Origin of the sequence: Pseudomonas marginalis, assembly GCF_900105325.1 — a bacterium.
Lineage (GTDB): Bacteria > Pseudomonadota > Gammaproteobacteria > Pseudomonadales > Pseudomonadaceae > Aquipseudomonas > Aquipseudomonas marginalis.
Genome location: NZ_FNSU01000003.1, coordinates 1,716,288 through 1,736,975 on the forward strand (window position 1 = coordinate 1,716,288; position 20,688 = coordinate 1,736,975).

Sequence of the window (20,688 nt, forward strand, 5' to 3'; positions counted from 1 at the left end):
GGGGCTCAGCGGTACTACATCAACGGAATCGAATAACTCACAAACACCCGATTCTGGTCCTGGTCCCGCGCCACTTCACTGCGTGACACGCCGTTACGCCAGCCGAAGCCGACGTTCTTGAACGTGCCGCTCTGCACCACGTAATCCAACGAGATGTCCCGCTCCCACTCGCTGGCGTCGTTGCCGCTGGTGGTGAGGATGTGCTCGCCCTTGAGGTACATGACCGAGGCCTTCAGGCCGGGTACACCCAGCGACGCGAAGTCGTAGGCGTACTGGGCAAAGCCGGTGCGTTCGCCGGCCTGGATGAAGGTCTGTACGGTACGGTCGGTGTAGAGGTACAGGCTGGCACCGCCCTCGCCTTTGTTCACCAGGCCGCCCTGGTTGAGTTGGGCGAAGTTGCTGTCGTCCGAGACTTGCTGGTAGCCGGCGGTGATCGCGTGCGGGCCGAGGGAGTAGATGAACGCGGCGCTCCAGGTGTTGTTGTCGATTTCACCGTTGCCGTTCTTGGTGAAGCCGCCCAATTTGTAGCCTTCGGCACGTCCGGCGGCGCTGCTGTTTTTGCCGTCGGAACTGGTCTTGAAGTAGCGCAGGTCGGTTTTCAATGAGCCGTATTCGCCCAGCGGCAATACGTGGATCAACCCGGCGAAATGTTGTTGGTAATAGTCTTCGAGGTTGGCGTAGTAGTACTGGACCATCAGGTCCTTGGTCAGTTGGTAGTCCGCACCGGCGTAGGTAAATTTATTGCTCTCCCGGGTACCGCCCGCCGCTGCCAGGCCGCTGCGGTCGCTGGAGCCGCGACCGGTGGTGTGCTCAAGCTGGCCGCCGACCAGGGTCAGGTTGTCGATGTCCTTGCTGGTGACCTGCCCGCCTTCGAACGACTGCGGCAACAGGCGGCCGTCGTTGCTCACCAGGATCGGCAGGTTCGGGCGCAGGTAGCCGTAGCGCGCTTCGGTCTTGGCAAAGCGCGCCTTGGCCGTCGCGCCACCACGGGCCCAGTTATCCGTGGCCTTGCCGTCTTCGGTGGGGATCATCGAGCTGCCGACATGGCGCGCGGCGCTGCTGTCGAGGGTCACGCCGAGCATGCCGATGGCGTCCAGGCCAAAACCGACGGTGCCGTCGGTGAAGCCCGACTGGTAGTTGAGGATAAAGGCCTGGCCCCACTCTTCGGTCTTCGACGGTGCCGCCGTGCCGTCGCGGTTGTCGTTATTGAAGTAGAAGTTACGCATGCTCAAGTTGGCTTTGCTGTCGCTCAAAAAGTCAGCAGACGCCAAGGGGCTCAGGGCAATGCCCAGGCCGCCGGTCAATACACTTAATACATTCAACGTGGCTTTCATCAGGACGAACTCCGGCGCGGAACCCAGGTTCCGGGCGCAAAAAATGGGCAGCAGGATGCCGTCGGCCAAATGTGAAGTTGGCCGCGGCGTTAACGGTTATTCAGTTGCTTAGTTGTTAGCGAGTTGAGTGAAGTGAAACCTCCGTAAGCCTCAGTCAATCAATCCATGAGCGTCATAAAACGGGTACGGCCCCGGGTAATCCCCGAACACGCCGTTGTGGCTGATCAGGCCCTGTTGCGCATCCCAGCGATGCAACAGATACCCCGCCGGCTCCAGGTTGAAATGCGCGGGCGCGGCGTCCTGCAGGTCCAGCACAATCTGATGGGAAGTACCGGGGCACACACAACTCAAGCTGCCGCCAAAGCGTCGTTGCATCGGTCGGTGCAGGTGCCCGCACAGCAGGCGTTCCACTTGCGGGTGGCGAGACACAACTGCTTCCAGCGCCGCAGCGTTGATAAAGGGTTCGCGGTCCATATGGCCGATGCCGCTGATAAACGGTGGATGGTGCAGGATCAGCAACGTCGGCACGTCCGGGCGTCGTGCCAGTTGCGCGTCCAACCAGTGCAATTGGCTGTCCAGTAGCTGGCCGCCGTGCCCACCCGGGATAGTCGAGTCCAGACCGATCAAACGCAGCGGATGCTCGTCCACCACCCAGTCCAACGGGCCCTCTGCCGACAACGGCAAATAGGCGTGATCACGGAATGCCTCGAGCAACGGACCGCGTGTGTCGTGGTTGCCGGGCACCAGGTAGCACGGCATGTGCAGGCGCGCGAGTTCGGGGTGCAGCACGGCGTATTCATCGGCGCGGCCGAAGTCCACCAGGTCACCGCTGACCACCACGATATCGGGCCGTGGGTGGCTGGCGTTCAAATGGTCGACGGCACGGCGCAGCGCGCCCAGGGTATCGACCACCCCATACGTCAGGCGCTGGCCGGCTTTAAGGTGCAGGTCGCTGATTTGCGCAACAAGAAACGGACGATTCACAAGCAAACTCTCACGCATTCAGGGTGAACAACATGTGCGGCGCAATCGCCAGGGCAATCGGCGCGCCGACGGCGTACAGGTGGTTGTCGCTGCTGTCCACCAGCAGCGGTTGCGGGCCGCCCACGTCCACCAACAGGCGGCTTTGCGCGCCCTGGAAAAACTGCGCCAATAGATGGCCGTGCAAGTGCCCTTCGCTCTCCATCACCCGCAAGTGTTCGGGGCGGCAGTACACCGTGTTGGGCACGTCGACGGCCTGCCACGGCAACTCGCCGCCGCAGACTTTCAGGCCATGGGCTGTTCGCGAGGTGACGGCAAAGGCATTGAGGTTGCCGACAAAACCGGCGACGAAGGCATTCGCCGGCTTTTGGTAGATCTCCCGTGGGCTGGCCAGTTGCGCGACGCGGCCGTGCTCCATCACCAGGATACGATCGCCCAGGGCCATGGCTTCGCCCTGGTCGTGGGTGACAAATACCGAGGTGATACCGAGGCCGCGCAGCAGTTCATTCAGCTCGCTGCGCAGGCGCTCACGCAATTGCGCATCCAGGGCGGCCAGCGGTTCATCCAGCAACAGCACTTTAGGGCGCGGCGCCAGGGCACGGGCCAGGGCCACCCGTTGACGTTGGCCACCGGACAATTCGTGGATGCTGCGCTTGCCATGCTGTTGCAGGCCGACCAACTCCAGCAGTTCCTCACAGCGCTTGTTCCGCGCAAGCGGCGCCATGCCGCGAATCTTCAAGCCGTAGATGATATTGCCGGCCACATCGAGGTTGGGAAACAGCGCGTAGTTCTGGAACACCATGCCCACGTCGCGGCGCTCGATGGGCAGGCGGGTGACGTCGTCGGTGCCGAAAAAAACCTGGCCCACATCCGGGCGTTCCAGGCCGGCAATCAGGCGCAAGGTGGTGGTCTTGCCGCAGCCGGACGGGCCGAGGATCGCCAGGGTCTCACCGCCTTCGACGGTCAGGTTCAGGTCATGCACAGCCACGGTGCCGTCGGCGAATGCCTTGCGACAGCCTTGCAGGCGGATAGTGATAGCGGTCATCGACGCTCTCCACGGGACAAACGAGCGCTGATGGCCTGCAACGCAATCAGCAGCGGCACGATCATCAGCAAAAAGATAAGGGTATAGGCGCTGGCGATTTCCAGGCGCGCCGAGGCGTAGCTGTCGGCCAGGCCCACGGGCAATGTCTTGGTCATCGGCGTGTGGAGCATCCAGGTCAGGTTGAACTCCCCCAACGACAAGGTCACCACCATCAGCACGCCCGCCAGAATCCCCGCCCGGCAGTTGGGCACCACCACGCTGAAAAAGCGCCTGATCGGCCCGGCGCCCAGACTGGCCGCCGCCTCTTCCAGCACCGGCAGTTGCTGGCGTTGCATCACCGCCATCACCGGACGTACCAGGAACGGCAAGGTGAACAACACATGGCCGACCAGGATGAACAGCCAACTGCTGCGAAACGTGCCGAACTGGCCATAGGTGAGCAGCAACGCCAGCGCACTGGCCAGCCCCGGCATCGCCACGGGCAGCACCATCAGCTCTTCGAAGGCACGGCTGAAGCGGTTGTTCATGCGCACCAGCGCATAGGCCGCCGGCACGCCGATCACGCAGACACACACCGCGCACGCCAGGGCCAATTGCAACGACAGCCATACGGTGGGCGAATAGGCCTGCCATACCTGGATCAGCCAGTCGAACGTCAGGCCGCTGGACAGGCCGACGAAGAAATTGCGCGTCAACCCGGCCAGCAACGACATCAGCACCGGCACCAGCATGAACGCGCACACCAGCAGGGTGAACAGCAGTTGCATCACAAACAGCGATGAGCGTTTCACAAGACCGTCCCCGCATTTTTCACCAGGCGTCGCGTGAGCAACAGCACCGCCCAGGTCACCGCGCCGAGCACCACCGACAACGCGGCGGCGACGGCAAAATTGGCGTAGTTGGTGAATACATTGTAGATCGCCACCGGGGTTACATTCAGGCGCGTGCCCAAGGTGAACGCGGTGCCGAACGCGCCCATGGACGTGGCGAAGCAGATCGCACCGCAGGACGCCAACGCCGGCGCCAGGCCCGGCACGATCACGTCGCAGACCACCCGCCAGTGCCCTGCTCCCAGCGAATGCGCGGCTTCTTCCAGGCTGCGGTCGAGGCTTTCGCACGCGGCCATCACCGTGAGGATCACCCGCGGAATCGAGAAGTACAGGTAGCCGACAAACAGCCCGGCCAGCGAGTAGGCAAAGATCCAGCGCTCACCGGCCAATTGCAGGCCCAGGGACGCCAGCAACCCCTGGCGCCCGGCCAGCAGGATCACCAGGAAGCCCACCACCACCCCCGGAAACGCCAGGGGAAACGTGAGCAACGCCACCAACGCCGAGCGCCCGAAAAACTGCTGGCGCGCGAGGAACACGCCGCTGATGCCACCGATCAACAACGCGGTGAACGTCACCACGATGGCCAGCACGCAGGTCTGCGCCAGGCTGCCCAGGTACTGCGCGCTGCTGAGCACCTGCCAATAGCCGCTGCCGTGGCTGTCGCGGCTATCGGCGCCGAGCACCATCAAGTGTGCCAGCGGCAGCAGCCAGAACGCGAACAGCACTGCAAAGGCCGGGGCCAGCGCCCAGGCTGCCTGTTTTGCCGATGCAGCCACTTACTTGACCTCGTTCAGGTAACGGGCGGCGAAGGCTTCCTGCACAGCGGCCATTTTCTGATAGTCCACCACACCGGCGCGGGCGTAATCGCTGTCGGGCAGGAACTGCGCGGCGACATCGGCCGGCATGTTCACTGGGCGTACCGGGCGCAAGTACGCCTTGGCCCAGAGGGCCTGGCCTTGGTCCGACAATACGAAGTCCAGCACCTTCTCGCCATTGGCGCGGTGCGGTGCGTTGGCCACCAGGCTCATCACATAGGGCACGCTGATGCTGCCTTCCTTGGGGATCACGAAGGCGACGTTGGCGTTGTCCTTGTAGCGGGCGCGGTAGGCGTTGAAGTCGTAGTCCACCAGGATCGGCAACTCGCCGGACAGTACCCGCGCATAGGCGGTCTGCTTGGGCACGATGGGGGCGTTTTTCGCCAGTTTCTGGAAGTAGTCGATGGCCGGGGCGAAGTTGTCCAGGTCGCCGCCCATTGCGCGGTTGATCGCCACGGCAGAGACGTAACCGACGAAGGCGCTGGACGGGTCCAGGTAGCCGACCATGCCTTTATATTCAGGCTTGAGCAGGTCGGCCCAGCTTTGCGGCACCGGCAGGCCACCCAATGCCTCGACGTTGACCATGATGCCCAGGGTGCCGGAGTGGATCGCAAACCACTGGCCGGCGGGGTCTTTCAACCCGGCGGGGATCTGTTCCCAGCCCTTGGGCTTATAACCCTCGACCACGCCGGCCTTTTGCGCCTGCAAGCCGAAGGTCACGCCGTAGTAGACCACGTCGGCGACGGGCGCGGCCTTTTCGGCCACCAGTTGCGCCAGGGACTGGCCGGAGTTCTTGTTGTCCAGCGGCACCTGCACACCGGTGCTGGCGGCGATGGCCTTGAGCTGGGTGCCCCAGTCGGCCCAGTCCGGCGGGCAGTTGTAGCAAATCGCGGTGTCGGCGGCCTGGGCCAGGCTGGCCACACCGCAGAGCAGCACGGTGGCCAGGGTTTTACTGAATGCGCGCATCAAGGGACTCCTCAAAGGGTTGGGTACTTTCGCCCGGCCGGATATGGCAAGGCAGGCAATGGGAAATGGGATCGTTGCCGGCGATCTGCGCCAGCAGTTGGTCAATCACCGTGCTGGCCAGCAGCGCGATGGGCTGTACCACGCTGCACAGGGTCGGGTGCATCTGGGTGCCGAGGGCGATGCCGTCAAAGCCCATCACCGACAGTTGCCCAGGTACATTCCAGGCGTTGCGGCGCAGCTCGGCGATCAGGCTGATAGCCAGGAAATCGTTGGAACACACCAGCGCGCTGGGGGCGTCGGGGCCGTTGAGGTACGGCTGGATGGCAGCGAATTCAGCCTGGGTATGGGCGGGCATTTCGATCACCGCGCGGCTTTTGAGACCGTATGCCTTCATCGCGTCGCAGTAACCGGCATAGCGCAGGCGTGCGCGGTCGGACTGCAAGGCGGGGCCGGCGACCATGCTGATGCGTCGATGACCGGCCTCCAGCAGGTAACGCGTGGCCAAGGCCATGCCGGCGCGGTTGTCCACCGACACGGCGCTGTAGTTGGGGTTGCTCGGTTGGTGATAGGCCAGCACGAACGGCGTCCGTTCGGTATTCAGGCTGCTGAGCACGCTGTTGCTTTCGGCATCGGTGACCGTCAGCACCAGGCCATCGACGCGCTGGCGCAGCAGTTCTTCCACTACGATGCACTCGCGCTCGCTGCTGTAGTCGGTGGTCGCCAGCACCAGGCTGTAGCCACGCAAACGTGCGGCACGCTCCATGGCCTGGAACTGTTCGGCGAACACCGGGTTGAGCAGGTTGGGCACCACCACGCCGATCAACTGGGTCGTTTGCAGGCGCAGTTGGCGGCCGAGCAGGTTGGGCCGAAACCCCAACTCCCGGGCAGCGGCGAACACCTGCTCACGGGTCGCCGGGCGCACCTGGTCGGGGGAGGCAAAGGTACGAGCGGCAGTCGCGCGGGAAACGCCGGCCAGTCGCGCGACGTCTTTCAAATCAGTCATGGTCACTCGCTTGAGATCGATCTCATTGGCGAGGACAGTAACGGCGAAATGTGGCAGGAAGGTGGTGGGCAGATGACGGTTTGATGGCAGCCAGGCCCGGGCACGCTCTTACGAAAACCAATCCACCTCACGGCCACACCCCCGTAGCAGCTGCCGAGCGCAAGCGAGGCTGCGTCGGGCGCGCTGCCGATTCAGGATCGAGTCGCGGCCGACGCAGCCTCGCCGGGGCTCGACAGCTGCTACGAAAAGCATCCATCTCACGGCCTCACCCCCGTAGCAGCTGCCGAGCGCAAGCGAGGCTGCGTCGGGCGCGCTGCCGATTCAAGTCCGAGCCGCGGCCGACGCAGCCTCGTCGGGGCTCGACAGCTGCTACGAAAACCAATCCACCTCACGGCCCCCCCCCGTAGCAGCTGCCGAGCGCAAGCGAGGCTGCGTCGGGCGCGCTGCCGATTCAGGATCGAGTCGCGGCCGACGCAGCCTCGCCGGGGCTCGACAGCTGCTACGAAAACCAATCCACCTCACGGCCACACCCCCCGTAGCAGCTGCCGAGCGCAAGCGAGGCTGCGTCAGGCGCGCTGCCGATTCAAGTCCGAGCCGCGGCCAACGCGGCCTCGCCGGGGCTCGACAGCCGCGGGTTTGCGCGGTGTTGGATAGGACGGTAGCTGCATGCGATCGCGCTGAAAGCAGGCAAGCCTGCTGGCTCTATCCGCCGGTCCTCGTCAGGCACGAATCACCAGGCCCTCCTCAGCCGCGATCGCCAGGATGTCTTTGGCTGAAACGTTGAGCCAGGTATCTGCATCAGGCGCTCCTACCGATGCCAACCATAATCCGACCACCTGATAACCCAAGGCATACCCCAGCCATCGAGGCTTGTCGCCGGTGCCAAAAAACCAGGTGCTGTGATCGTAGTACGTCGCCTCAAGCTCTCTAAGGTGTGCAGGAAAACGCCTGAGTGCATCAAGGCTGAACGCCCTCTCCCACGCCTCGGCTTCGCTGCCCAGCACATGCTGTACAAACCGTCCCGCCAGACCTTCGCTGACCAGGGCCTCCCCCAGCGTCCAGCCATACCCCGGTCCAGCCATGCGCAGGCAATGATGCACCTCATGCACCACATGCCGACTCATTGCGCCGCCTTCGAGGCTCGTGGCGAAATTTGGGTTGTCGGGGTCCAGGGTCAGGGAGAACATCGTGCTGCGATAAGCACGGCCAACCAGGCCCAACTCCGGGATGGTTTCGCCCGGCAGCCGTTGAATCAGAACATCCAAGCGTGGTGGTGGCATCACTTGGGAGATCCCCCGGTAGGCAACATCGAACGCTTGCATCAATGCCTTGCGATGCGTGGCCAACGAGCCCGATGCTTCCAACCAGTGCAGTGTCCACGCGTCCATTCTCACCTCTCGTCATCCCAACGTCGTGTCGTCACCCCAGTGGCTCATCATACCCACGGGCTGTCACATTGGCAGGTCAGATTAAAAGCGGCGCAGCAAAATCCGCCCACTAACCTTTCGATTCGATCCAAGTGCGGGCACAATGCGTGTCCTTTTTTGGCAGGCACCGCCGCAGGCTCTCAAAAATGATCAAAACGCCGTACTACCTCATCGATAAACAGAAGCTTCTGGTCAACATGCAGAAGATTGCTTACGTGCGCGAGCAGTCCGGCGCCAAGGCCCTGCTGGCGCTCAAGTGCTTTGCCACCTGGTCGGTGTTCGACCTGATGCAGGAATACATGGACGGCACTACCTCGTCGTCGCTGTATGAGTTGAAGCTCGGTCGCCAGAAGTTCGAAGGTGAGGCGCACGCCTACAGCGTGGCCTGGGCCGATGATGAAATCGAAGAGATGCTCGATAACTGCGACAAGATCATCTTCAACTCCATCAGCCAGCTGCAGCGTTTTGCCGAACGCAGCGAAGGCAAGACCCGCGGCCTGCGCGTCAACCCGCAGGTGAGCAGCTCCGACTACCTGCTGGCCGACCCGGCGCGTCCGTTCAGCCGCCTGGGCGAATGGGACCCGGTGAAGATCGAAGGCGTGATCGAGCAGATCTCCGGCTTCATGTTCCACAACAACTGCGAGAACGGCGACTTCAACCTGTTCGACCAGATGCTGAACACCATCGAAGAACGCTTCGGCGCGCTGCTGCACAAGGTCAACTGGGTCAGCCTCGGCGGCGGCATCCACTTCACCGGTGAAGGCTATGCCATCGACGCCTTCTGCCAGCGCCTCAAGGCGTTCTCGCAGAAGTATGACGTGCAGGTCTACCTGGAACCCGGCGAAGCAGCGATCACCAACAGCGCCTCCCTGGAAGTCACCGTGCTCGACACCCTCTACAACGGCAAAAACCTCGCCGTCGTGGACAGCTCCATCGAAGCTCACCTGCTGGACCTGCTGATCTACCGCCTCAACGCCAAGCTGGCACCGAGCGACGGGGAACACACCTACATGGTGTGCGGCAAATCCTGCCTGGCGGGGGACATCTTCGGCGAGTATCAATTTGATCGTCCGCTGGCCATCGGCGATCGGCTGTCGTTCATCGACACCGCGGGCTACACCATGGTCAAGAAAAATTGGTTCAACGGCCTGAAAATGCCGTCCATCGTAGTGAAACAACTCGACGGTACAGTCGAAGTGGTTCGTGAATTTGGTTACGACGACTACCTGTCCAGCCTTTCGTAAGCTGGCGGATATAGGAGAAATAAAGCAATTGAAAAAGAACGTTCTTATCATTGGTGCAGGAGGTGTCGCCAAGGTGGTGGCCCACAAGTGCGCGCAGCACAACGACGAACTCGGTCGTATTGCTATCGCGTCGCGCAACATCTCCAAATGCCAGGCCATCATCGACAGCGTCAAGGCCAAGGGTAGCCTCAAGGTTCCCGCCGACATCCAGGCCTTCGCGCTCAACGCCCTGGACGTGGAAGCGACCAAGGCCCTGATCCGCGAGACCGAATCCCAGATCGTCATCAACGTGGGTTCCGCGTTCCTCAACATGTCGGTACTGCGTGCCTGCATCGACACCGGCGTCGCCTACCTCGACACCGCCATCCACGAAGAGCCGGGCAAGGTCTGCGAGACCCCGCCGTGGTACGGCAACTACGAATGGAACCACCTGGAAGAGTGCAAACAGAAGAACATCACCGCCATCCTTGGCGTGGGCTTCGACCCGGGTGTCGTCAACGCGTATGCCGCGCTGGCGCAGCAACAGCATTTCGACCGCATTGATTCGATCGACATCCTCGACGTCAATGCCGGCTCCCATGGCAAATACTTCGCCACCAACTTCGACCCGGAAATCAACTTCCGCGAATTCACCGGGCAGGTGTGGAGCTGGCAGAACAGCCAGTGGACCAGCAACACCATGTTCGAAGTCAAACGCACCGACGACCTGCCGGTCGTGGGTTCGCAGAACCTCTACCTCACCGGCCACGATGAAGTGCACTCGCTGTCGAAAAACCTCGACGTGCCCAACGTGCGGTTCTGGATGAGCTTCGGCGAACACTACATCAACGTGTTCACCGTGCTGAAAAACCTCGGCCTGCTCTCCGAGAAGCCGGTCACCACCGCCGAAGGCCTGGAAGTGGTGCCGTTGAAAGTGGTCAAGGCCGTGCTGCCCGACCCGTCTTCGCTCGCCCCGGGCTACACCGGCAAGACCTGCATCGGCGACCTGGTCAAAGGCACCAAGGATGGCCAGCCACGCGAGATGTTCATCTACAACGTGGCGTGCCACGAAGAAGCCTTTGCCGAGACGGACAGCCAGGGCATCTCCTACACCGCAGGCGTTCCACCGGTAGCCGCAGCGCTGCTGGTCGCCCGGGGCGAGTGGGATGTGAAACACATGGCCAACGTCGAGGAACTGCCGGCTGAGCCGTTTCTCAAGGCGCTGGACGTGATGGGCCTGCCGACTCGCATCAAGGACGAGAACGGTGATCGGGCCTGGGATGCGATTGCCTGATAGGCGATAGCTGACCGAACAAAAAAATGCGCCCTCAGGGGCGCATTTTTTGTTTGGGGTAGGTAGCGATTACAAACCAATGAAGATCCAAATGTGGGAGGGGGCTTTTGTGGTGAGCGGGCTTGCCCCGCGCTGGGCTGCGAAGCGGCCCCAAAACCGGCCAATGGGTTATGACTGAAAAAACGCGGTGCCTGGATTGGGGCTGCTTCGCAGCCCAGCGCGGGGCAAGCCCGCTCACCACAGAGTTATGTATAAGCCTTTAAGAGTTGTGTAGATACTCATGCCCGATGAGGCCGTGTCAGTTGATGCATCTTGGCTGACACACTGCTATCAGGGGCAAGCCCCTCCCACAGGGATAGCACTTCGCCCCAGACTCTCAGAGTTTTCCCACGACTGTTTCAGGTTGTCGCTCGGAACGCGGCTGACTAACCTCTGCGCCGTCGCTGCCAATTCAGCGACCGGATTTGACCGTCCGGCCTTGTTAACGAACTGCTACGCCCTGCACCTATCCCAGGCGTTTTTTTTGTGCCTGAGGTATCGTGTCGCGGCAGTTGTGCGCGGGATACTTTCGGGTATGCCGGGTTCGTTGACAACCGGTCGGTCAACCCGCGTACAGCTGCCACCCTCTTCGTTTGACCGCGAACGCTGGCGGCTCCACTTGTCGACGGAGTTCCACCATGATTAAAGACACCCCAAATCCTCCAGATAAACTCTTCACCGTGCGCCCCGACCTGGGCACGGAAACCCTGCTGGTCAACGCCTCCCAGGATCTATCCTCCATCACCGATATCGCCACGCACCTGGCCTTTGAAATCGACGGAGCACAACGCAATGTGGCGTTGGGCATCTGCCGAATGCTGGAAGGTGTGCAACTGTTGGTAGACAAAGCACTGGATGACGCCCATCCAGCGGCATGACACCCAGATCATCGTTCCCACGCGCGTGGGAACGAGCTCAAAACACCGACCACCCAATCCGCTCACTCAACAACTCCAACGCCTTGATACCCGCCAGCGAATTCCCCGCCGCGTTCAACTCAGGCGACCACACGCACACGGTAAATTGCCCCGGCACCACCGCGACAATGCCGCCGCCCACACCGCTCTTGCCCGGCAAGCCCACGCGATAGGCAAAATTGCCCGCCTCGTCATACAGCCCGCTGGTGGCCATGATCGAGTTGACTTGCTTGGTCTGCCGCGCGGTGAGGATCTGTTCGCCGCTGTGGGCGCTGGTGCCCTCGTTGGCCAGGAAGCTGAAGGCTTTGGCCAGGTCCAGGCAGCTCATCTGCAAGGCGCAGTAGTTGAAGTAGCTGTGCAGCACCGCGTCCACGTCGTTATGGAAATTGCCGAAGGACTTCATCAGATAGGCCATGGCCGCATTGCGCGCACCGTGCTGGGCTTCGGAGTCGGCGACCACGCTGTTGACCAGGATCTGCGGGTTGCCCGACAGGCGCCGCACGAAGTCGCGCATCGACAGGATCGGCACGGCAAAGCGTGATTGGTTGATGTCGCAGATCACCAGCGCGCCGGCATTGATGAAGGGGTTACGCGGGCGGCCGCGTTCGAATTCCAGTTGCACCAACGAGTTGAACGGTTGCCCCGAAGGCTCGTGGCCCAGGCGTTCCCAGATGGTTTCACCACCGTGGTCGATGGCCTGCACCAGGCTGAACACCTTGGAAATACTTTGCACCGAGAACAGCGTATCGGCGTCACCGGCGCGGTAGGCCGAGCCGTCATTGCCGTACACCGCGATGCCCAGTTGGTTGGCCGGTACATCGGCCAGCGCGGGAATGTAGTCGGCGACTTTGCCGAGGCCGATCAGTGGGCGCACTTCGTCGAGGATCGACTCCAGCAGCGCCTGCATGTCTTGTCCTGTCATCTGTCTTTGAATCGGTGGAAAGCGGGGTGCGGAGGATACTTCAATGGGCGCGGAAGCCCCACACAATCTCTACCACCCGCTCGGCCACCACCAGATAAACCAGGATCAGCAACAGCTGCAATGCCAGGTGATAACGCAGCTTGGCCAACCGGCGAATGCCATCGCTGACGTTCAACAGCATCAGCACTGTCGACAGAAGGATCAGCCCCCACCCCGCCACGCTGGAGGCGAACACCCCGATAAACAGGTCCTGCTGCCCCACGAGGGTATTGGTGCCCGCCGCAAACAGCAGCGCGCACACCAGCAGGTTTTTGACGTTGTCGAAAATTTGCGTGCTCAGGTCGTTTTCCAGCAGGGCCACATACCGCTTCCATAACGTGCGCATGAGTCATTACCGGGTGGGGATCGCTTGTCAATCAAAGTAGTCCATATGCCCGTACACTGCACCGTTGCGCTTACTCCACGAGGACTTTGCATGAAATTGATGATTGGCCTGGCCGCTGTACTGCTGGTATCGGCCTGTACCACGACCCCACCCGCCCAGGACGCTGCGGCGTCCACCTGCCTGGCAGGCGGCGGTACCATGAAGCAAGTCGGCAAGCTGCAGAGCTGGAAATGCATCACCCCGTACAAGGATGCGGGCAAGGCATGTACCGATTCGAGCCAGTGTGAAGGCGAGTGCCAGACCAGCGTCACCACCCAGTCCGGCAACGGTCCGGTGACCGGCGCGTGCCAAGTGGATAACGGCCACTTCGGCTGCTCGGCGACGGTGGAGAAAGGCAAGCTGGGCCGAGCGAACTGCGTGGACTGAGCCATACCACCAACCCATGTGGGAGCGGGCCCGCGGCCAGACCCGCTCGCACATTTTTTGCTCCACTTTACCCTTCAAAAATGCGCCACATCCGACACCCGCTCATCCAGCACATCCCGCGCCAGTGCCCAGGCCTGGTCCTTGGATTCCACCACCAGCAACGGGTAGCCCCAGGCCTTGCTGAACATCACCGCGAACGGCTTGAGTGCCAGGCGTTTGGCGGCGCTGGGCTCAACTTGGATCATGCCTTTGACGAACATGCGCAGCGCCTGTTTGTTTTTCTTCATCCAGATCGACGCCTGCTTACGCTCTTCGTGGGAGTGCTCATGGTTGTTTTCATCCACGGATTTTTCGTGCAGCAACATAAAGGCCTGCTCCCTCGCCAATAGCCCTTCAAAGGCCAGGAAAGCATCCTGCGGCCCACCTTCGCTGGGCGCATCGAAGACGATTTTCACCACAGGGAACGTTGTACTGTCGAGTCGCATGGCAAAGCTCCTTAATGAGAGTGGATCTCAATATAAAGCTCGAACCCCTGGACGGCATTGCACAGAATAGCCAGACTGTTTCGCAATCCGGCCAACTTGCGACCCGCGCCATGAAGCACCACCGTCTTGATCTGCTCGACCCGTTGATGGCCAAGGACGCCGACCTGTTCCCCCGCGCCGTGGTGGCCGTGGGCGCCACCAGCACGTCGGACACCTGGGAACATGCCCAGCACGCCCACCGCAAGGGCCAGTTGATGTACACCCTGCGCGGGGTCATCCACTGTGAAATCGAAGCGGGGATCTGGATCGTGCCGCCCCAGTGCGCATTATGGATTCCCGGCGGTACGCCCCATGCTGCGCGCGGGTCTGGCGAGGCCGAGGTGTATTGCCTGCTGATCGACCCCGACGCCGCCCACGCCCTGCCGCCGCAATGCTGCACCCTGGCCGTGTCCGGGTTGCTGCATGAGCTGATCAGCAAGGCCGTCAGCTTCCCGCAATTCTATGACGAGGCCGGCGCCCAAGGCCGCTTGATCAACACCTTGCTGGATGAACTGGCCGCCGCACCGATCGAAGCCCTGCACCTGCCCATGCCCCAGGACGCCCGCTTGCGCCGCCTGGCCAACAGCCTGCTGGCCGACCCGACCGACAAAGCCACCCTCGGTCAATGGGCCGTGCGCATCGGCATGAGCGAGCGCAGCATGACGCGCCTGTTGCTGGAGGAATTGGGCCTGAGTTTCGGCCGCTGGCGCCGGCAGTTGCATGTAATCCTGTCCCTGCAACGGCTGGCCAAGGGTGAAAGTGTGCAGCGGGTGGCACTGGACCTGGGTTATGAAAACGCCAGCGGTTTCATCACCATGTTCCGCAAGGCGGTGGGCCAGCCGCCGGCGCGTTACCTGGCGGACCGTGCGGGGGTGCTCAGCCCAACCATCCAAACCATTGCGCTGAAAGATGCCCACTGACTACCAGTTTTCGCCCAACCCCAGCAGGCCCATTATCTGCCGCCGCAGGTCCACCAGGTAAGGATCGTCCCGGTGCCGTGGATAGGGCCTATCGACGCTCAACTGTGCCTGGATCTTCGCCGGGCGGTCGCTGAACACAATCACCCGGTTAGCCAGCAGCAAGGCTTCTTCCACATCGTGGGTCACCAGCAACGCCGTGTAGCCCTGGCGCTGCCACAGGTCGATCAGCTCTTTTTGCATGGTGATGCGGGTCAGGGAGTCGAGCTTGCCCAAGGGTTCGTCGAGGATCAGCAACCGCGGCTGATTGACCAGTGCACGGGCCAACGCCACCCGCTGGGCCATGCCGCCGGACAATTGCCGAGGATAGGCGCGGGCGAACTGGCCGAGGCCGACCTTGTCCAGAGCCTCATCGACTTTGGCAGAATGGGTCTTGAGCAGGCCTTGGGCTTCCAGGCCGAGGGCGACGTTGTCCCACACCCGGCGCCATGGGTACAGGGTCGGGTCCTGGAATACCACCACACGGCTCGGGTCCGGCCCGGTGATGGGTTCGCCATCGGCCAACAGTCGTCCGGCGTCCGCCGGTTCCAGCCCCGCCACCAGGCGCAGCAAGGTGGACTTGCCGCACCCCGAAGGCCCGAGTAAAGCCACAAACTCTCCCGGCGCCACGTCCAGGGACACCCGCTCCAACACCGGCAAATGCTGGCCGTCCAGAGCAAAACCATGGCTGAGGTTTTCTATGCGCAGCGCCAATCCTTCCGAAGCCGATACCGCGTGTGCCAGGGCTACCATTTCATCGCTCCTTTCTGCCAGGCCAGCAACCGATCACGCACCAGGAACAACCCGGTGATCAACCCCGAACAGGCCAGCGCCATGATCAGCAGTGCGGCGTACATGTTCGCGTAGGCGGCCCAGCCCTGGGCCCATTGCAGGTACCAGCCGATGCCGGATTTGACCCCCATCATTTCCGCCACCACCAAGGTGGAAAACGACGCGCCCAGGCCCATGAACAGGCCGACGAAGACGTGGGGCAGCGCGGCGGGAATCGCTACTTTGAAAATCAGAAAACCCGGCCGGGCGCCGAGGGTGCGCGCCACGTCGTAATAGGCCTTATCGACGCTGGCCACGCCGGACCAAGTGAGCACCGTGACCGGAAACCAGGTGGCCAGGGCGATCAAAAACACGCTCGCACTCCAACTGCTGGGAAACAGGAAAAAACACAGCGGCAACAACGCCGTCGATGGCACCGGGCCGAGGATGCGCAGCACCGGGTGCAGCCAGTAGCCGATACGCGTGGACCAGCCAATGGCGACGCCGGCGACAAACCCGGTGGCCGCGCCCAGCGCCACCCCCGAGCCCAGCAGCAGCGCCGAATGCAGCAGGCTGTCGGCCAGGCGTGCGTAGTCTTCGATATACACCGCGAGCAAGGCTTGGGGTGGTGCGAAGAACGGCACCGGCAACAGCGCAAGCTTGGCGGTGAGCAATTCCCAGAGGCCCAGCAGCACCGGCAAGGCGATCAGCCAGGGCGCGGCCGTGCGCAAGCGCAGCGCGAGTGTCGACAGCCTGCGCCCCAGCAGGCTCAGCACAATAAACAACGCCGCCACGCCCAAGCAGAGGTTGGCCAGGCCCTGGGTCATCGGCCAGTTGCGCACCGCGTTGGGCCAGTAACTGATCAGCAGCGCGACGGCCACCCAGGCCGTCACCACCGCCGCGCCTTGCCACCCGAGCTTGAGCGCCACAGGCGGGTTGAGGACGGTTGCGTCAGTTGAAGACATCGGCAGTGATCTCCTTGGCAAACGCTATCGGGTCGGTGCCTTTGCTGATCACTTCCACGGTTTTCAGGTCGGTGACGTAGGTGGTGATCTCCTGGGTCAGCGCCGCGCCGACCGCGTGGTGGCCGTGGGTGTGGTCGTGGAGGATCGCCTGGACTTCTTCGGTGGAGGTGTTCAGTGCGTAGGCCTGGAAGCCTTTGGCGACGTCCTCCGGGTGCTGCACGGAATAGTCATGGGCCTCCAGGATCGCCTGGGTCAGCGCCGCGACCACGCGCTTGTCTTCACGCACCAATTTGCCGGTGACGCCGACCACGCAGCAACTGAGGTTGGCGTATTCCTCCACCAGGTTGGTGGACAACTCCCGCGCCACGCCGGACTTGATCAGGCGGTACATGAACGGGTCACTGCCGCTCACTGCCTGCACTTCGCCACGCTCCAGCGCCGTGCCGAGCAGGTCGGCCGGGTACAGGCGCCACTCCACATCGCGCACCGGGTCGACGCCGTGTTTTTTCAGCAGGATCGAAAAGAAGTTGCGGTCCGGGCTGGCCATGTCGGTCACGCCGATGGCCTTGCCCTTGAGGTCTTCCAGCTTGCTCACGCCGCCGTTGGCGGCACTGAGCAACCGCAGGCAACCGCCATGGGTGCCGGCGGTGAGCTTCACGTCAAAGCCCTGCTCCAGGGCCTTGAGCCAGCGCAGCGCCATGCCCACGCCTGCGTCGGCCTTGCCGGTGGCGATGGCTTCCAGCAAGACCTCGGTGGAGTTGCCGAAGTTGACCAACTCCACGTCCAGGTTGTGCTTACTGAAGAAGCCTTGCCCATGGGCGATCACCACCGGCGCCAGGCACACCGCGTTGAGGTTGACCGCCAGTTTGAGTTTGCGCGGCGCGTCGAGGCGGATGAAATCGCCCGTGCCGGCGGGCTCCTGGGCGATGTTGTGGCCGGCATGTGCGTCAGCGGCAAAGCCCAGGCGCGGCAGCGACAGGCTGGCCAGGGTCAGGCCGGCCAGGCCCAGGAGGCGGCGACGGGTCAGGTGGTCAAAAGCAGCCATGCGAAGTATCCCTATTGAATGAATCAGCCCGCTTCAGAGAAAGGCCGACAACGTCAAAAATTCAATTTTAATTATATTAACGACTGACTTTTATGAAATAACAATATAATTCTATGGTTATGCCTGATGGGCAGGAAGCGGATGAAAGCGCCCTAAGCTCAGATCGAAAGAGTATTTATCGAATGGTTTTCAGATCATTAAGCTTGGATCTATTTCGCTGAAGATCGAGCCCACCATGTCCCTTCGTCGTCCCCTCGCCGCTGTATTAGGATTGCTGGCCCTTTCCGTTACCGTCAGTGCGCACGCCCAGGAAACCGTGCGCATCGGTTACCAGAAATCCTCCACGCTGATCACCCTGCTCAAGACCCAGGGCACCCTGGAGAAAGCCCTCAAGGCCGACAACATCGAGGTGAGCTGGCATGAGTTCCCCAGCGGCCTGCCGCTGCTGGAAGCGCTGAACGTCGGCAACGTGGACATCAGCGCCGACGTGGCCGACACCGTGCCGATCTTCGCCCAGGCCGCCCAGGCCAAACTCACCTACTTCGCCCAGGAAGCGCCCTCGCCTTCGGCCCAGGCCATCGTGGTACGCAAGGACTCGCCGATCCAACAGTTGGCGGATTTGAAGGGCAAGAAGATCGCGGTGACCAAGGCCGCCGGCACTCACTATCTGTTGATTGCCGCGCTGGCCAAGGCCGGCCTTGCATTCTCGGATATCGAGCCGGCTTACCTGTCGCCGGCCGATGGCCGCGCGGCGTTCGAGAACAACAAGGTGGACGCCTGGGTCACCTGGGAACCCTTCCTCACCAGCGTGCAGCGCCAACTGCCGACACGCACCCTGGCGGACGGTGCCGGGCTGGCCAGTTACAAGCGTTACTACCTGACCGGCACGCCCTACGCCAAGGCGCACCCGGAGGTATTGAAGGTGGTGTATGCGCAGCTGGAAAACGCCGGCCACTGGGTAAAAACCAACCCGCAGGACGCGGCAAAAGTGCTCGGCCCGCTGTGGGGCAACCTGGATGCAGCCACGGTGGAAGCGGCGAATGCGCACCGCAGTTATCAGGTGCAGCCGGTGACGATTGAGCAGTTGGGTGAGCAGCAGAAGATTGCCGATGCGTTCTTCAAGGCGGGGTTGTTGCCCAAGGCGGTGGATGCCAAGGATGTGCAGACCTGGCGGCCTTGAAGGCGGGTGTGATCTCAATGTGGGAGGGGCGGTGCGACGATTCGACAAGCCCGCTCACCACAACAGCCCTATCTGCCGGACGTTCAGTGTTGAGTCAACGTTATGTAGATCCCTATGCTCATCGGCGGCAAGCCCCTCCCACATTTGGTTTGCATATGCGGTTAGAGGAGTGTTCGGGCTAGAGCCTTTTTCCACTCTGAGTAACGCTCCGCCATCGCCGGATCCTCCTGCGGCTCAAAGCGCTCGCGCTGGCGCTGCAACTGCCCCAGCGCCGCATCACTCGCCCACACCCCCAACGCCCGTCCCGCCAGGTGCGCGGCGCCCAATGCCGAAACCTCCGGCGACAGGCTGCGCACCACCGGGCGTTGCAGCAGGTTGGCGAGGAACTGCATCAGCCAGCGGTTGCGCGTGGCGCCGCCATCCACCCACAGTTCCTTGAGCGGGCTGCCGATGTCTTGCTGCATGGCCTCGAACACATCGCGAATCTGATAGCCGATGGATTCCAGCGCCGCGCGCAGGATGTGCGCGCCGGACGTGGCTTCGGTCAGCCCGCAGATCAGCCCACGGGCGTCGGCCTTCCAGTGCGGTGCGCCGAGGCCGGACAGCGCCGGGACAAAATACACGCCGCCGTTATCCGGCAATTGCGCGGCCTGTTCGGTCAGCGCATCCAGGGATTCTCCCGCCACCAGCTTCGACGCCCACTGCACGGCAGCGCCGGTATGGACGATATTGCCTTCCATGCCGAAAGTAGGTTGGCTGCCATCGTGCCAGGCCAGGGTGGTCGACAGGCCATGGGTGGAGGCAATCGGCCCGCCCATGGGCGTCATCAAGGACGAACCAGTGCCGAGGGTGGCCTTGACCAGCCCCGGCGCGAAACCGCCCTGCCCGTACAGCGCCGCATGGGAGTCGCCGATCATCGACATCACCGGGATGCCGGCGGGCAAGCCGCCCAACGCGACGGTTTCGGCAAAGAAACCGGCGCTCGGCCGGATCGGCGCCAACGCCGCAGCCGGAATGCCGAACAGCGCCAACAGCTCAGGATCCCAGGCGCAGGTGTGCAGGTTGAACAGTTGGGTACGTGCGGCGTTGGAATAGTCGGTGGCGAACACCTGGCCGCCGCTGAGTTGCCACAACAGCCAGCTGTCGACGGTGCCCAGGCAGATATCGCCTGCAGCAGCGCGGGCGTGACCATCCTCAAGGTGATCGAGAATCCAGCGGAACTTGCCCGCCGAGAACATCGGGTCCAACGCCAGCCCGGTCTTTTCCAGGATCAGCGCTTCATGGCCCTGCTCATGCAGGTGCGTGCACAACGCCGTAGAGCGTCGGCACTGCCAACTGATGCACGGCGACAATGGCTCACCGGTATGCCTATCCCAAGCCACCACCGATTCACGCTGGTTGCTGATGGCCAACGCAGTGATCGGACGGTCCACCTGGGCCAGGCATTCTTCAATCGCAGCCAACGTGTTTTGCCAGATCAGCAGCGGGTCCTGCTCGGAAAACCCGACCTGGGGATGGCTGATGCTCAAGGGTCGCGAACCGCGCGCAATCACCTGGCCAAGTTCGTTGACCAGCACCGCCTTGGCGTTGCTGGTGCCTTCATCTATCGCCAGGATCAGCGGGGTATTGTTATTCATTGA

General features: G+C 62.4%; 21 protein-coding genes. 6 read left to right on the forward strand and 15 right to left on the reverse strand.

The features are described 5' to 3' along the window. Window positions 1-14: 14 nt before the first annotated feature. From BLW22_RS16880 to BLW22_RS16915, 8 genes are all read right to left on the reverse strand, one after another. Window positions 15-1,334: an OprD family porin gene (locus BLW22_RS16880; RefSeq protein WP_065924659.1), complete on the reverse strand. Its 1,320-nt coding sequence runs from the start codon at window positions 1,332-1,334 to the stop codon at window positions 15-17. A gap of 150 nt (window positions 1,335-1,484) precedes the next feature. After that, the gene (locus BLW22_RS16885) at window positions 1,485-2,318 is read right to left on the reverse strand and encodes a phosphodiesterase (protein WP_065924658.1); all 834 of its coding nucleotides are present in this window, start codon (window positions 2,316-2,318) and stop codon (window positions 1,485-1,487) included. A gap of 10 nt (window positions 2,319-2,328) precedes the next feature. Continuing rightward, on the reverse strand, window positions 2,329-3,360 hold the full coding sequence (locus BLW22_RS16890) for an ABC transporter ATP-binding protein (protein ID WP_065948103.1): 1,032 nt from the start codon (window positions 3,358-3,360) through the stop codon (window positions 2,329-2,331). Beyond that, a complete protein-coding gene (locus tag BLW22_RS16895; protein ID WP_065948102.1) occupies window positions 3,357-4,151 on the reverse strand; it encodes an ABC transporter permease in 795 nt (264 codons plus the stop codon). Before BLW22_RS16895 ends, BLW22_RS16890 begins: the two co-directional genes overlap by 4 nt. Further along, window positions 4,148-4,966 carry an ABC transporter permease gene (locus BLW22_RS16900; protein WP_053134326.1) on the reverse strand — a complete coding sequence of 273 codons (819 nt, stop codon included), beginning with the start codon at window positions 4,964-4,966 and terminating at the stop codon, window positions 4,148-4,150. Before BLW22_RS16900 ends, BLW22_RS16895 begins: the two co-directional genes overlap by 4 nt. Beyond that, a complete protein-coding gene (locus BLW22_RS16905) occupies window positions 4,967-5,971 on the reverse strand; it encodes an ABC transporter substrate-binding protein (protein ID WP_065924596.1) in 1,005 nt (334 codons plus the stop codon). Beyond that, on the reverse strand, window positions 5,955-6,974 hold the full coding sequence (locus BLW22_RS16910; protein WP_027607242.1) for a LacI family DNA-binding transcriptional regulator: 1,020 nt from the start codon (window positions 6,972-6,974) through the stop codon (window positions 5,955-5,957). The genes BLW22_RS16905 and BLW22_RS16910 overlap by 17 nt, the downstream gene beginning before the upstream one ends. Before the next feature lie 719 nt (window positions 6,975-7,693). Continuing rightward, on the reverse strand, window positions 7,694-8,362 hold the full coding sequence (locus BLW22_RS16915) for a DUF2268 domain-containing putative Zn-dependent protease (protein ID WP_074847088.1): 669 nt from the start codon (window positions 8,360-8,362) through the stop codon (window positions 7,694-7,696). A gap of 185 nt (window positions 8,363-8,547) precedes the next feature. Between BLW22_RS16915 and BLW22_RS16920 the strand changes: the two genes are divergently transcribed. From BLW22_RS16920 to BLW22_RS16930, 3 genes are all read left to right on the forward strand, one after another. Beyond that, the gene (locus BLW22_RS16920; protein ID WP_074847089.1) at window positions 8,548-9,645 is read left to right on the forward strand and encodes a carboxynorspermidine decarboxylase; all 1,098 of its coding nucleotides are present in this window, start codon (window positions 8,548-8,550) and stop codon (window positions 9,643-9,645) included. A 28-nt stretch (window positions 9,646-9,673) separates the two neighbouring features. Next, entirely contained in the window at window positions 9,674-10,918 is a 1,245-nt protein-coding gene (locus BLW22_RS16925; RefSeq protein WP_065924595.1) for a saccharopine dehydrogenase family protein, read from the forward strand. Window positions 10,919-11,595: 677 nt separating this feature from the next. Then, window positions 11,596-11,835 (forward strand): DUF6124 family protein, encoded by a 240-nt coding sequence (locus BLW22_RS16930; RefSeq protein WP_065948099.1) that lies wholly within the window; start codon window positions 11,596-11,598, stop codon window positions 11,833-11,835. A gap of 37 nt (window positions 11,836-11,872) precedes the next feature. Here the strand turns inward: BLW22_RS16930 and glsB are convergent, their stop codons facing one another. Together glsB and BLW22_RS16940 are read right to left on the reverse strand one after the other, a co-directional pair. Further along, window positions 11,873-12,781, reverse strand: coding sequence for a glutaminase B (glsB, locus tag BLW22_RS16935; protein WP_027607252.1), 909 nt, complete (start codon window positions 12,779-12,781; stop codon window positions 11,873-11,875). Between the two features lie 55 nt (window positions 12,782-12,836). Next, window positions 12,837-13,181, reverse strand: coding sequence for a hypothetical protein (locus BLW22_RS16940; RefSeq protein WP_053134342.1), 345 nt, complete (start codon window positions 13,179-13,181; stop codon window positions 12,837-12,839). Window positions 13,182-13,271: 90 nt separating this feature from the next. Between BLW22_RS16940 and BLW22_RS16945 the strand changes: the two genes are divergently transcribed. Next, complete coding sequence (locus tag BLW22_RS16945; RefSeq protein WP_074847090.1) at window positions 13,272-13,607, forward strand: hypothetical protein; 336 nt, start codon at window positions 13,272-13,274, stop codon at window positions 13,605-13,607. A gap of 74 nt (window positions 13,608-13,681) precedes the next feature. Here BLW22_RS16945 and BLW22_RS16950 read toward each other — a convergent pair whose 3' ends face one another. Continuing rightward, entirely contained in the window at window positions 13,682-14,092 is a 411-nt protein-coding gene (locus BLW22_RS16950; RefSeq protein WP_065948095.1) for a hypothetical protein, read from the reverse strand. Between the two features lie 110 nt (window positions 14,093-14,202). Here BLW22_RS16950 and BLW22_RS16955 point away from each other — a divergent pair, with 110 nt between their 5' ends. After that, complete coding sequence (locus BLW22_RS16955; protein WP_065924589.1) at window positions 14,203-15,051, forward strand: AraC family transcriptional regulator; 849 nt, start codon at window positions 14,203-14,205, stop codon at window positions 15,049-15,051. Here the strand turns inward: BLW22_RS16955 and BLW22_RS16960 are convergent, their stop codons facing one another. From BLW22_RS16960 to BLW22_RS16970, 3 genes are read right to left on the reverse strand one after another with little or no spacing between them, the layout of a single operon-like run. Continuing rightward, the gene (locus tag BLW22_RS16960; RefSeq protein WP_065924588.1) at window positions 15,052-15,840 is read right to left on the reverse strand and encodes an ABC transporter ATP-binding protein; all 789 of its coding nucleotides are present in this window, start codon (window positions 15,838-15,840) and stop codon (window positions 15,052-15,054) included. It lies immediately after the preceding gene. After that, on the reverse strand, window positions 15,834-16,823 hold the full coding sequence (locus BLW22_RS16965; RefSeq protein WP_143045145.1) for an ABC transporter permease: 990 nt from the start codon (window positions 16,821-16,823) through the stop codon (window positions 15,834-15,836). The genes BLW22_RS16960 and BLW22_RS16965 overlap by 7 nt, the downstream gene beginning before the upstream one ends. Further along, the gene (locus BLW22_RS16970; protein WP_074847091.1) at window positions 16,810-17,868 is read right to left on the reverse strand and encodes an ABC transporter substrate-binding protein; all 1,059 of its coding nucleotides are present in this window, start codon (window positions 17,866-17,868) and stop codon (window positions 16,810-16,812) included. The genes BLW22_RS16965 and BLW22_RS16970 overlap by 14 nt, the downstream gene beginning before the upstream one ends. A gap of 235 nt (window positions 17,869-18,103) precedes the next feature. Between BLW22_RS16970 and BLW22_RS16975 the strand changes: the two genes are divergently transcribed. Further along, on the forward strand, window positions 18,104-19,048 hold the full coding sequence (locus BLW22_RS16975; RefSeq protein ID WP_074847092.1) for an aliphatic sulfonate ABC transporter substrate-binding protein: 945 nt from the start codon (window positions 18,104-18,106) through the stop codon (window positions 19,046-19,048). A gap of 161 nt (window positions 19,049-19,209) precedes the next feature. On the opposite strand, the gene BLW22_RS16980 is transcribed toward BLW22_RS16975, so the two are convergent. Further along, window positions 19,210-20,685, reverse strand: a complete 1,476-nt coding sequence (locus BLW22_RS16980) for an FGGY family carbohydrate kinase (RefSeq protein WP_065924584.1) — start codon at window positions 20,683-20,685, stop codon at window positions 19,210-19,212. Window positions 20,686-20,688 lie beyond the last annotated feature (3 nt).